This is a genomic window from Rhodococcus sp. BH5 (assembly GCF_027583855.1).
Taxonomy (GTDB): domain Bacteria; phylum Actinomycetota; class Actinomycetes; order Mycobacteriales; family Mycobacteriaceae; genus Rhodococcus_F; species Rhodococcus_F qingshengii.
On sequence record NZ_JAJHVW010000013.1, the window covers coordinates 70,471 to 82,589 of the forward strand.

The window sequence follows — 12,119 nt, forward strand, 5'->3', positions numbered from 1 at the left end:
AAATAGTGGAATAGTCCGCCATTCCGGTGTGATCGGCCTCACAGTAGGCTTCTTCAGGTATGTCCAAACATACTGTTCGGACTCGATTCAGATGGAGAAAGTGCGTCGTCGGTTTCCCTACGCCGCGTTAACTCTGGCTACTATCAGTCACCATTCACCCAAAAGCGGGTCATCTTCCGCTCATCACATGCTGGTTGCCGCTCGTCGCAGCAGGCGAACCACCAACCGCAGAAGGTAATGGAAAATGGAAACATCGAAGAGCGCACAAGTGCGTCCGTCGGTCGGCGTCCCTCGAGAATCGAGTGATGGTGAGCGTCGGGTCGCATTGGTGCCGAAAATTGTGTCCGCTTTGATCGGCAAGGGTGTCGACGTGGTCGTCGAGTCCGGGGCCGGTCTCGGGGCGTTGATTCCCGACGAGTTGTACACCGCTGCCGGCGCGAAGATCGGCGATCCGTGGACTGCTGACGTGGTGGTCAAGGTTGCGCCTCCGTCGACAGAAGAGATCGCCCGGATCAGTACCGGCGCGAAGCTCATCGGTTTCCTGAATCCGCGTAATGCGGACAACCGCATCGCCGAGTTGAAGGCCGCCGGCATCGAGGGATACGCCGTGGAGGCGATTCCTCGTATCTCCCGCGCGCAGGTGATGGACGCGTTGTCCTCGCAGGCGAACGTGTCCGGGTACAAGGCTGTTCTGTTGGCAGCATCGGAGTCGACGCGGTTCTTCCCGATGCTCACCACCGCTGCGGGCACGGTGAAGCCTGCGACGGTTCTGGTCCTCGGAGTGGGTGTGGCAGGTCTGCAGGCGCTGGCGACAGCCAAGCGTCTCGGTGGCCGCGCTACCGGGTACGACGTGCGTCCTGAGGTCGCCGACCAGGTGCGTTCGGTGGGTGCACAGTGGCTCGACCTGGGAATCGATGCGGCGGGCGAGGGTGGATACGCCCGCGAGTTGACCGACGACGAGCGAGCGAAGCAGCAGCAGGCACTCGAAGATGCGATCAAGGGCTTCGACGTTGTGATCACCACAGCTCTGGTTCCGGGTCGTCCCGCGCCGCGCCTGGTGACCGCTGCCGCGGTCGAAGGCATGAAGCCGGGCAGTGTGGTGGTCGACCTCGCGGGTGAAACCGGTGGTAACTGCGAGCTGACCGAGCCGGGTCAAACCGTCGTCAAGCACGGCGTGACCATTTGCTCTCCGCTGAATTTGCCGGCGTCCATGCCGGAGCATGCGTCCGAGTTGTACTCGAAGAACATTTCCGCGCTGATCGAACTCATGTTGGTGGAAGGTGCCTTGGCGCCTGATTTCTCCGACGAGGTTCTGGCCGGTGCGTGCGTCACCCGTGAAGAGAAGGGCGCCTGATGTACACATCACTTCTGGCGAACATCGCGATCCTGGTGTTGTCCGGGTTCGTCGGTTTCGCTGTGATCTCCAAAGTTCCGAACACCCTGCACACCCCGTTGATGTCCGGTACGAACGCCATCCACGGCATCGTCGTCCTGGGCGCGTTGGTCGTCCTGGGCAAGGTGCACGATCCCTCGATCGGGCTGCAGATCATCTTGTTCGTCGCGCTCGTCTTCGGAACCGTGAACGTTGTCGGTGGTTTTGTCGTCACGGACCGCATGTTGGCGATGTTCAAGGCCAAGCCGGCCGCCAAGTCTGTGTCGAAGGATGGTGACCAGTAATGGAATACCTGGTCAATGCGCTCTACATTGTCGCGTTCTCGATGTTCATCTACGGCCTCATGGGTCTTACCGGCCCGAAGACCGCAGTCCGCGGCAACCAGATCGCCGCGGTCGGCATGCTCATCGCCGTCGTTGCAACTCTGATCTCCATTCGTGATGCGGAGATGGGGAACTGGATCCTCATCGCTGCCGGCCTTGTCATCGGTGTCGTGCTCGGCGTTCCGCCGGCGCTCCGCACGAAGATGACGGCCATGCCGCAGTTGGTGGCACTGTTCAACGGTGTCGGCGGCGGCACGGTCGCGTTGATCGCGTACGCGGAGTTCCTGGACTCGGACGGTTTCACCGCATTCCAGCACGGCGAATCGCCGACGGTACACATCGTCATCGCTTCGCTCTTTGCCGCGGTGATCGGATCGATCTCCTTCTGGGGCAGCGTGATCGCGTTCCTGAAGCTGCAGGAAACTCTGCCTGGTCGTCCGATCGGAATCGGCAAGCTCCAGCAGCCGCTCAATGCTCTGCTGCTCATTGCCGCCGTCGCGTTCTCGGTGATCATCGGTATCAAGGCGATCTCACCGGAAGGCCCGACCAGCTCACTGTGGATCGTCGGCGTGCTCGTGCTCTCGGGCATCCTCGGACTGATGGTCGTGCTGCCCATCGGCGGCGCGGACATGCCCGTCGTCATCTCGCTGCTCAACGCTCTGACCGGTTTGTCAGCTGCTGCTGCAGGTTTGGCGCTCAACAACCAGGCGATGATCGTCGCCGGCATGATCGTCGGTGCTTCGGGCACCATCTTGACCAACCTCATGGCCAAGGCCATGAACCGGTCCATCCCGGCCATCGTTGCCGGCGGCTTCGGTGGTGGTGGCGGTGAAGCCGCATCCTCCGACGGCGTCGTGCGCACGGCAAAGGCGACCTCGGCCGCCGACGCGGCCATCCAGATGGCCTACGCCAACCAGGTCATCGTCGTACCCGGATACGGACTTGCCGTCGCGCAGGCTCAGCACGCGGTCAAGGACATGGCGAAATTGCTCGAGTCGAAGGGTGTCGAGGTCAAGTACGCCATTCACCCGGTCGCCGGCCGTATGCCCGGTCACATGAACGTTCTTCTCGCAGAGGCGGATGTCTCGTACGACGCGATGAAGGAAATGGACGACATCAACGACGAGTTCTCTCGTACCGATGTCACCTTGGTGATCGGCGCGAACGACGTCACCAACCCGGCCGCGCGCAACGATCCGAGCTCACCGATTCACGGAATGCCGATCCTCAACGTCGACCAGTCGAAGTCCGTCATCGTGCTCAAGCGCTCGATGAACTCCGGTTTCGCCGGTATCGAGAACCCGCTCTTCTTCGCGGAGGGCACTTCGATGCTCTTCGGTGACGCCAAGAAGTCGGTCTCCGAAGTAACCGAGGAACTCAAGGCGCTGTAGCGCGCGAGTTCGGAAGGGGCGTCCACTCGTAACCGCGAGTGGGCGCCTTTTTCGTGTCCCTGTGCTGAAACGGCTTCTTGTGCTGAAACGACTTCTTGAAACGACAAAGGCGCCTGGTCCGAGACGAAACTCGGAACAGGCGCCTCTGGCGACGTTTTACGGAACCTCGGGGGTTTCGGGGTCGGAAGAGAAGCCGGAAAGTAGTTCGATCAACTTCTGGATCAGTTCGAGCGGGTTCAGATCTTCGAGGCTCACGGTAAAGACTCCTTCGCTGTGGAACTACTTGATTCGGACATTTCAGAACATACGTCATGCCCAACCGTGGCGGGAGGGCTATCGGCGAAAATCTCTGAATCCCAAAGATTTAGGACTAAAGTCGGATGCTCCGGTGCCTGGAGAACGCGATGGCTGCCGTATCCGGGCGTAGCTCTTCACGTTTCGCGGCGATGGGCGATCGTGCCATCAAAACGGCTGCGGCACAGGCCCATACCAGGGTGATCAGAATGCCAGCTATCACTCCGAAAAGGCCGCTCAGCTCGGCGGCGAGCGCGCTGGCACCGATCGCAGCAACTCCGACGAATCCGAGTCCGGCGACCACCGGACGCCACTGCGGGGCGGAGATCAAGATCGCCGAGCAGTACAGCGCGGTCGCCGCTGCGACGTGACCGCTGGGCAGTAGGTCCTGGGGCACATCGGGGAGCCAGGAACCGAATGCCGCGTTGGTGAGATTGGCGCCCATTCCGAGGAGCAGGATCGCGCCGATGCCGTATGGCAGTCCGCGGACCATCGAGACGACCGCCAGAGCGGTAGTGGCTGCGAGTACGGCGGTGACGTCGAATCGGCCTACCGTCCACTCGGCAAGTGCGCGCACCTGTTCCGGGACGCTCAAACCGGGCGAGGTGGGTCGCACGAAATACAAGACGCCCAGCGCTACGACGGCAATCGCGGCAAGGACGAGGAAGCGAGTGGTTGTGGAGGGCGCGGGGTGCTGGGTGGAGGTCGAGACGGTCACGAGTACCAGCATCCCTGTTGAGTCTGTGCCGATCGTGAGGATCAGCTGTGAGGTCTGTAGGCGGTCGGAGAATCGCGCCGAACGACACCCGCACAACCCGCTGCGACCAGGACGCATGCAAACGGGATCAACATTGCTGTGGTGAGAGGCACAAGCTTGGTGACCCACCCGATGGTTGCCGGCCCGGCGAGGAATCCGATGTATCCCATGCCGACGACGCGAGACATGTTGGTACCGGCCGAACCTGAGCCCAGATTTCCGGCCGTGGTGAAGATCTGCGGAATACATCCCGACAGGCCTGCGCCGAACAGTGCCCAACCGAGCAACGTCAGTGGTAGCCAGCCGGATACCACGACGGTCAGCATGCCGACGGACGACAGCAACGCGCCGTAGCGAACCACGGCCACCGGGCCTACCGCCGCGCTGATTCGATCCGCGGTGAACCGGCCGACGGTCATCATGGCGGAGAATGCGCCGAACGACAGTGCGGCAACGGCATTCGAAACACCGAGATCTTCCTTGACCTGCAGCGCGCTCCAGTCGTTAGCCACTCCCTCGGCCAGCATCAGAACAAAGGCGAGGGTTCCGAGAGCGAGCACCCGAGCCGAGAATCTGCCGTGTGTCTTTCCGGTTGTCGACGCAGTTTCGGCATGAACGTCGACGTGAGGGAGCAGGGGGCGCGAGCACAACCAGACTGCCAGCAAGCCGATTGCCGACGCGATGCTGAGCGTGACGTACGGCGGAAGATCCAGTGCGAGAGTGCCGAATCCGATGACGGACCCCAATACGCCACCGACCGAGAACATACCGTGAAACGCCGCCATGATCGGGCGCCGGTACAGCTGTTCGGCCTCGACGGCCTGCGAGTTCATCGACACGTCCAATGCGCCATTCGCAAAGCCGAACACGACAAGTGCAGCGCCCAGTTGCCAGGTGTTCGTGGCAAACCCCGGGCCGAGAGTGGCGAATGCCAGCCCGCTACCCGCCAGGACGACCATGCGTCTGCTGCCGTATCGATCTGCGAGCGGGCCGCTCAACTTCATGCCGGCAATGGCTCCGACTGCAAGAAGGAGAAGAAGTGAGCCGAGCGTCGAGTGACTGATCCCCACTCGGTGTTCGATGGACGGGATGTGGACGACCCACATCGCGAGGAGAAATCCGTTGATGCCGAAAATGCCGAAGATGCCGGCGCGGGCGCGCACCAGGGCGGAGGTGGGGACTGCGCGGTCGGTGGGGTTGACGCTCACTCGTTCCTTTCTACAGGTGAGTCAGCAACAGGTCCGGGTTCGCGAGCATCTCTGCGACAAATGAGAGGAATCTCGCGGCCTGCTCACCGGTCAGCACGCGGTGGTCGAACGTCAACGTCAGTGTCACGACGCTCCGCACTTCGATCTTGCGCTCGATCACCCACGGACGCTCGCTCACCGAGCCCAGACAGAGAATGACGGCTTCTCCCGGATTGAGAAGCGGAATGCCGCCCTCGACGCCGAAGACTCCGACATTGGTGATCGTGACGGTGCCACCCGTCAGGTGACGGACGTCCGTCTTTCCCTCACGGGCAGCAACGGTCAGTTCGGTCACCGCGCGTGCGAGTTGGACCAGGCTCAGTGTCTCGGCGCTTTTGATGTTGGGCACGGACAGTCCACGTTCGGAGGCGACGGCGATGCCGAGATTCACGTCATCGTCGACGGCGGCGTCGCCGCGGGCCTCGTCCCAATGCGCGTTCACCATCGGGTGCGAGGCGATGGCGGCCACCATTGCCTTGGCAGCGAGAGTCAGCGGAGTGAGGGACAGTCCGGTGAACGCCTCCGAAGAACGGAGCCTGCCGAGCAGTTCCATCGAAGGCGTGATATCGGCGGTGAGGAAGACGCTGGCCTGCGGAGCGCGGACGCTGGCAACCATCGCCGACGCCATCTGTTTTCGTAGCCCGGACGAGGCCAGGCGTGTCGCGTTATCCGAAGGCGCCTGCACGGTAAGCGCGTCTGCGACGTCAGCTGCGGTGACGGCGCCGTCGAATCCGCTGCCGGTGATTTCGCTCAGTTCGATGCCGGCTTCGCGGGCCGCGCGCCGCGCCGCGGGTGTTGCGGGCTGTCGTTCGGTATTCGCCGCGGATTGCGAGGCGGGCGTGATCTTGCTCCGTCGGCGGCTCGGTCTCTCGGCCGCGGGTCCGTATCCGACCAGCACGCTCGGAGACTGTGAATCACTTGGAGACGGTGAATCTGCAGGCTCCTCGATACGGATGATCGGAGTACCCACCGGAACGGTAGTGCCAGGTTCGACGAGGAGTTCTCTGACAACGCCGACGTAGGGCGACGGCAGTTCGACAAGAGCTTTGGCTGTCTCTACCCGGGCGAGAACTTGATTGAGTGCCACCGTGTCGCCGACGCCGACCGTCCACTCGACCAGATCGGCGGACGTCAGGCCCTCGCCGAGATCCGGCAACCGGAATTCGTGCCCTGTACTCATGCTGCCAGCGTCCGGTCGAGTGCTGCGAGGATCCGGTCGGCGTCCGGAAGGTGAAATCGCTCGAGCTTGGCGGGCGGGTAGGGGATGTCGAATCCGGTGACCCGCAGGATCGGTGACTCCAGCTGATAGAAGCAGTGTTCCGCGACGTGTGCTGCGATTTCGGCGCCGACGCCGAGAAACTTCGGAGCCTCGTGGACGACGACCAGCCGGCCTGTCTTGTTCACCGACGCCTCGATCGTGTCGAAGTCGACGGGGGAGAGTGAACGCAGATCCACGACCTCCAGATCGTGGCCTTCTTCTTCGGCAATCCGCGCGGCCTCGAGTGCGGTGGCGACCATGGATCCGTACGCAACCACTGTCGCGTCGTCTCCAGGGCGAGCGACGCGGGCACGGTGGAGCGGAAGCTCGGGCGCGGCATCGGTATCCACGTCGGCGGTGTCCCAGTAGCGCCGTTTGGGTTCGAGGAATATCACCGGGTCGTCGCCGGCAATGGATTGGCGGATCATGTGAAAACCGTCGATCGGATTGCTCGGGTACACCACCCGCAGTCCCGCGGTGTGAGCGAAGTACGCTTCGGGCGACTCCGAATGATGTTCCACCGCACCGATTCCGCCGCCACTGGGAATCCGAATCGTCAGTGGCGCAGAGGCAGCGCCTCGGGTGCGGTACTGGATCTTGGCCACCTGCGAGACGATCTGATCGAAAGCCGGGTAGACAAACCCGTCGAATTGAATTTCGCAGACAGGCCGATATCCGCGCAAGGCAAGCCCGAAAGCTGTTCCCACGATCCCTGATTCGGCGAGGGGCATGTCGATCACCCGAGTGTCGCCGAAGTCCTTCTGCAGGGCGTCGGTAACCCGGAATACGCCGCCGAGACGGCCGACGTCCTCGCCCATGATGACAACGCGACGATCGTCTTCGAGTGCGCGTCGAAGGCCGGTGTTGAGCGCGGTCACCAGATTCATGACGGTCATGACGAAGCCCCTTCCAGGCTGCCCAGATACGCGCGATGCTCTTCGCGTTCAGCGTCGACCAGTGGGTGTGCCTCGGCGTAGACGTGATCGAAGAGCGCTGACGGGGGCGGATCGGCGAGCGCGATGGTTGCGCGTCGCAGTCCAGCGGCGACGTCGTCGGCGGCTGCCGCGATGGTGCTGAGTTCGTTTTCTCCGAGAAGATCGCGACGGCCGAGGAGCAGACGCATTCGCTCGAGCGGATCGCGGCTTTTCCACTCCGACATATCCGTATCGGTGCGGTACCTGCTCGGATCGTCGGAGGTCGTGTGCGGGCCCATCCGGCAGGTGATCGCCTCGATGAACGTCGGGCCGCTGCCTTCGCGTGCGCGATAGAGCGCCGAGCGCGTCACGGCGAGCACGGCAAGGACGTCGTTACCGTCGACGCGGATCGCCGGAATACCGTAACCGATCGCCCGATGCGAGATGGGTGTACGGGACTGCAGGGATACCGGTTCACTGATTGCCCACTGGTTGTTCTGGCAGAAGAAGACAACGCCGACACGGAAACTGGCGGCAAATCCCATCGCCTCGGCGATGTCACCCTGACTTGTGGCGCCGTCGCCGAAGTACGCGATCGTTGCGATCTCGGCGCCGTCCAGGTGTGCGCCGAGTGCGTATCCGGTGGCGTGCAGCCCTTGGGAGCCGACGACGATCGCCGGATTGGTGACGTTGAATTGTTCTGGATCCCAACCGGAATGGGAGATTCCTCGCCACATGGTGGTCAGCAATTCGGGGGGAACACCCCGGCAGTACGCGACGGCATGTTCGCGGTAGCTGGTGAACGCGAAGTCGTCTGGGGCGAGCGCTCTCGCGGAACCGACCTGGGCGGCTTCTTGGCCTAGCATCGGAGCCCACAAACCGATTTCGCCTTGACGCTGCAGGGCAACAGCTTCGGTGTCGATTCGGCGACTCACGACGAGATCGCGATACAACGACAGCAGTTCGTCAGGCCCGATGTCCGTTATCAGGCGGTCGAATTCGGGACGGCACACCCGTGCGCCGTTCGGTTGGATGAGTTGGACCGGATAATCGAGGTTGTCGATCATCTTCGCTCACCTCGGTTTCTGCTCATGCCCGGCGCGCCTCGTGAGTACGCCGCACAATCCCGATGTGTCGTATGCAGTTGTCGCTCTACCATCAGGATCCCCCTGATTGGGAAATCCGCAAGTATTTTCACTGCCGTATCAAGACCTGAACTGCGAACTGGCGAGTAACAAACGTGTCGGTACGGCCAACCGATCGGACTTCAACCGCTAGCATCGGTGCGGTGACTGCAGTCGGTTTGAACGAAGAAGCTGTTTCCGCGTGGATCGCCGAACTGGGGGTCGGCGCCACGACACCACTGACTTTCGAGAGGATCGGTAACGGGCAATCGAACCTGACCTACTCCGTGACGGATGCGGGCGGAGGACGGTGGGTACTGCGCAGACCTCCACTCGGCACGTTGTTGGCGTCCGCGCACGACGTCGTTCGCGAGCACCGCATCCTGTCCTCGCTCCAGGGAACCAAAGTGCCGGTTCCGAAGATCCTCGGCATCACGGAAGATCCGGAGATCACGGACGCTCCGCTGGTCCTCATGAGCTACATCGACGGCGTTGTGATCGACGGCGTTCCGGTGGCTCAGAAGTTGACCGAGGACGAGCGTCGCGCGGTCGGCTTGGCGATGCCCAAAACCCTCGCCAGCATCCACGGAGTTGACCTGGAAGAGACCGGGCTGGACGACCTGGCCAGCCGCAAGCCCTTTGCCGAGCGTCAGCTCAAGCGGTGGTCGGCGCAGTGGGAGAAGTCGAAGACCCGCGATGTTCCGGATGTCGACCGATTGGCCGAGATTCTGCACCGAAACATTCCGGAACAGAACGAAGTGACGTTGGTTCACGGCGACTTCCACCTCAACAACGTCATCACCGATCCGGCCGAGGGGCGCATCGTTGCCGTCGTCGACTGGGAGCTGTGCACGTTGGGGGAGCCGCTCGCGGACCTCGGTGCGCTACTCGCGTACTGGCCGGAAGCCGGTGACAAGGTTGCCGGTCCGTTCATGGCGTCCACGCTGGAAGGCTTCCCGAACCGTGACGAGCTGGTCGCTGCCTACGTCGAGGCGACTGGCCGCGACGTGTCAGCGGTCGGATACTGGCACGTACTCGCTCTGTGGAAGCTCTCGATCATCGCGGAGGGCGTGCTGCGACGTATCCTCGACGATCCGCGCAACAAGGCCGAGCACGGCGGCCCGACGGTCGCGCTGATCGACGGAATCGTTGCACGCGCCGTCTTGACGGCAGATCAGCTCGGTCTGAGCTAGTTTTCGGTCAAGGTCCCGGCTGCAGATCTGATGGCCGCCGGGATCTCCACCGGCTTACGGGTGTCGGCGTCGACGTAGACGTGCACGAAGCGCCCGGTCGCGGCAGGTTCCCAATGGCCGCTTTCGACCTCGTGGAATATCGCCAGCGCGTAGACGATGCTCTTGGTGCCGAGCTTCTCGACGGAGATACCCACCTGCAACTGCTCGGGGAACGACAGTTCGCTCAGGTACCGGCACGACGTCTCGGCGACGACGCCGATGGCAGGCAGGGTGCGGATGTCGGTTCCAGTGGAAGACATCAGCCAGGCGTTGACCGCGGTGTCGAAGTACGAGTAGTAGGTCACGTTGTTGACGTGGCCGTAGTGATCGTTGTCGTCCCACCGCGTCGGGACGGGCCAGAGAACGGGAAACTCGCTGATCGACGGGGGCGTCTGCGCTGTGCTCACGGCTTCGACTGTAGTGAGGACTTTCGCGAGAGTGGGGGCAGGGTGGTGCCCTGGAGGACTGCACGCACGATCAGCCCCACCAACAGTGCCCAGAATGCCGATCCGATTCCCAGGATACTGACCCCGGATGCGGCGATCAGAAACGTGACCACGGCGCCTTCACGTTCACTCGCCTCGCTCAGCGCCGACGTGAGGGCGCCGGCAAGCGTTGCCAGGAGCGCCAGTCCGGCAACAGTTTCCACGACTCCGGCCGGTGCGGCGGCTACCAGAGCGGCCACCGCGGCCGCGCCGGCAGCGAGAACGAGATACGCCCAGCCTGCGGTGAAGGCAGCGATCCATCGACGTTTGGGATCCGGATGTGCGGTGGGGGCGGCGGCCAGGGCTGCGCTGATCGCCGCGAGGTTGATCGCATGGCCACCGGCCGGTGCGCCGACGATGGTGCCGATACCCGTCACGATCATCGACGGTCGCCAGGAAACGGTGTATCCGAACGAATTCATCACGGCCACACCGGGAATGTTCTGCGAAGCCATCGTGACGATGTAGAGGGGAATCGCAATGCCGATCATTGCCTGCCAGGTCCACGACGGCGCGGTGAGATCGATGCGGGGAATCATGGCGCCGGCGTCGAGCACTCGATCCGACGTGACGAGGCTGATCCCGATCACGACCGCTGCTGTGAGAAACGCGAGCGGAACCGCCCATCGCTTGGAGAAGCGCTGCGCGGCAAGCCAAACCAGGATGACGGGCGCGACCGCTGCGGGGGCGTCCCGGACGGCGATGATCGGCGCCAGGCACAACGGCATCAGAACCCCGGCGAGCATCGCCTGCGCGAGGGGCGTCGGGATTGCCGAGATGATCCTTCCGAGCGTCGGCCACAGTCCGGTCAGAACAATCGCGATTCCGACGACGATGAATGCTCCGACCGCCGCCGGCCACCCACCCTCGACCGCTCCGGCGCCGGCGAGCAGAGCGGCACCGGGCGTCGACCAGGCCAGGGTGATCGGCATCCGATACCGGCGTGAGAGCCAGAGCATTCCCAACGCTTGGGTCACACACAGAACCAGCAGTCCGGACGCCGCCTCGGTCGCGTCCGCGCCGACAGCGGCGAGGCCGGTGAGGACCACCGCGAACGAACTGGTGAAGCCGACGAGGGCCGTGACGATGCCTGCACTCATTGGCTGCGAGTTGCTGCGAACGGCTTCCGGTTCGGTGGTATCTGTGGAGTCCGACATGGTCAGTGATTCTGCCCGACCCGCTCGAGGCCCGATTTACCTGTCCGGTCGGATGGGTGAGGTGACCGCTTTGCCGTAGATGAGGTGCGTTTGGGCGTGCCAGACCTCGGGATGTGCGGCGAGGTGGTCGATCAATACCCGTTGTAGATGAGCGCTGTCACGGACCGCGACGTGGAGGAAGAAGTCCTCGGGCCCCGAGACGTTGAAGAGCGCAAGCGTTTCCGGCAGCGCTAGCGCGTCGGCGGTGAACCGGTCGACGAGGTCGCGGCGGTGTGGTCGCAATTGAACGGCGATGATCGCCTGCATCGACCGGCCAACGGCTGCCGGATCGACAACCGCATGGATGCCGCTGATCGTGCCGTTGGCGCGTAGGCGTCGTACGCGCTCGTGGCACGAGGACGTCGCCAAGCCGACTCGATCGGCCAACACCTTGTTGGTGATCGACGCGTCGTTCTGCAATTCGGCCAAAATCTTCCAGTCCACCGGATCCAGAGGCTCATTCTTCGTCATCTGCCGAACTATATCCGGAGTCGTTTTGAACTTC

At 63.0% G+C, this 12,119-nt stretch carries 12 protein-coding genes; 4 read left to right on the forward strand and 8 right to left on the reverse strand.

All coding sequences use genetic code 11. The annotated features are described in order from the left end of the window. The first annotated feature begins 244 nt into the window (after positions 1-244). The 3 genes from RhoBH5_RS26440 to RhoBH5_RS26450 are packed head-to-tail and all read left to right on the forward strand — an operon-like array spanning position 245 to position 3,107. Complete coding sequence (locus RhoBH5_RS26440) at positions 245-1,354, forward strand: Re/Si-specific NAD(P)(+) transhydrogenase subunit alpha (protein ID WP_003941381.1); 1,110 nt, start codon at positions 245-247, stop codon at positions 1,352-1,354. Continuing rightward, positions 1,354-1,677 carry an NAD(P) transhydrogenase subunit alpha gene (locus RhoBH5_RS26445; protein WP_003941319.1) on the forward strand — a complete coding sequence of 108 codons (324 nt, stop codon included), beginning with the start codon at positions 1,354-1,356 and terminating at the stop codon, positions 1,675-1,677. The genes RhoBH5_RS26440 and RhoBH5_RS26445 overlap by 1 nt, the downstream gene beginning before the upstream one ends. Further along, positions 1,677-3,107, forward strand: coding sequence for an NAD(P)(+) transhydrogenase (Re/Si-specific) subunit beta (locus RhoBH5_RS26450; protein ID WP_003941368.1), 1,431 nt, complete (start codon positions 1,677-1,679; stop codon positions 3,105-3,107). The genes RhoBH5_RS26445 and RhoBH5_RS26450 overlap by 1 nt, the downstream gene beginning before the upstream one ends. A gap of 370 nt (positions 3,108-3,477) precedes the next feature. On the opposite strand, the gene RhoBH5_RS26455 is transcribed toward RhoBH5_RS26450, so the two are convergent. Genes RhoBH5_RS26455 through pdhA form a run of 5 tightly spaced genes read right to left on the reverse strand, consistent with a single transcriptional unit; the run spans position 3,478 to position 8,644 of the window. Then, a complete protein-coding gene (locus RhoBH5_RS26455) occupies positions 3,478-4,131 on the reverse strand; it encodes a hypothetical protein (protein WP_218680635.1) in 654 nt (217 codons plus the stop codon). 29 nt (positions 4,132-4,160) lie between these two features. Beyond that, positions 4,161-5,366 (reverse strand): MFS transporter, encoded by a 1,206-nt coding sequence (locus RhoBH5_RS26460; RefSeq protein WP_270008978.1) that lies wholly within the window; start codon positions 5,364-5,366, stop codon positions 4,161-4,163. Positions 5,367-5,376: 10 nt separating this feature from the next. Beyond that, complete coding sequence (locus RhoBH5_RS26465; RefSeq protein ID WP_270008979.1) at positions 5,377-6,585, reverse strand: dihydrolipoamide acetyltransferase family protein; 1,209 nt, start codon at positions 6,583-6,585, stop codon at positions 5,377-5,379. Beyond that, positions 6,582-7,559: an alpha-ketoacid dehydrogenase subunit beta gene (locus tag RhoBH5_RS26470; RefSeq protein WP_054187321.1), complete on the reverse strand. Its 978-nt coding sequence runs from the start codon at positions 7,557-7,559 to the stop codon at positions 6,582-6,584. The genes RhoBH5_RS26465 and RhoBH5_RS26470 overlap by 4 nt, the downstream gene beginning before the upstream one ends. Beyond that, positions 7,556-8,644 carry a pyruvate dehydrogenase (acetyl-transferring) E1 component subunit alpha gene (pdhA, locus tag RhoBH5_RS26475; protein WP_047270247.1) on the reverse strand — a complete coding sequence of 363 codons (1,089 nt, stop codon included), beginning with the start codon at positions 8,642-8,644 and terminating at the stop codon, positions 7,556-7,558. Before pdhA ends, RhoBH5_RS26470 begins: the two co-directional genes overlap by 4 nt. A 221-nt stretch (positions 8,645-8,865) precedes the next feature. Here pdhA and RhoBH5_RS26480 point away from each other — a divergent pair, with 221 nt between their 5' ends. Then, positions 8,866-9,894: a phosphotransferase family protein gene (locus RhoBH5_RS26480; protein ID WP_003941376.1), complete on the forward strand. Its 1,029-nt coding sequence runs from the start codon at positions 8,866-8,868 to the stop codon at positions 9,892-9,894. On the opposite strand, the gene RhoBH5_RS26485 is transcribed toward RhoBH5_RS26480, so the two are convergent. The 3 genes from RhoBH5_RS26485 to RhoBH5_RS26495 are packed head-to-tail and all read right to left on the reverse strand — an operon-like array spanning position 9,891 to position 12,085. Beyond that, positions 9,891-10,340: an acyl-CoA thioesterase gene (locus RhoBH5_RS26485; RefSeq protein ID WP_007726113.1), complete on the reverse strand. Its 450-nt coding sequence runs from the start codon at positions 10,338-10,340 to the stop codon at positions 9,891-9,893. The two genes, RhoBH5_RS26480 and RhoBH5_RS26485, sit on opposite strands and share 4 nt — an antisense overlap. Then, positions 10,337-11,575, reverse strand: a complete 1,239-nt coding sequence (locus RhoBH5_RS26490) for a benzoate/H(+) symporter BenE family transporter (RefSeq protein WP_270008980.1) — start codon at positions 11,573-11,575, stop codon at positions 10,337-10,339. Before RhoBH5_RS26490 ends, RhoBH5_RS26485 begins: the two co-directional genes overlap by 4 nt. Before the next feature lie 36 nt (positions 11,576-11,611). Then, positions 11,612-12,085 (reverse strand): Lrp/AsnC family transcriptional regulator, encoded by a 474-nt coding sequence (locus tag RhoBH5_RS26495; RefSeq protein ID WP_003941284.1) that lies wholly within the window; start codon positions 12,083-12,085, stop codon positions 11,612-11,614. Between the last annotated feature and the right edge of the window lie 34 nt (positions 12,086-12,119).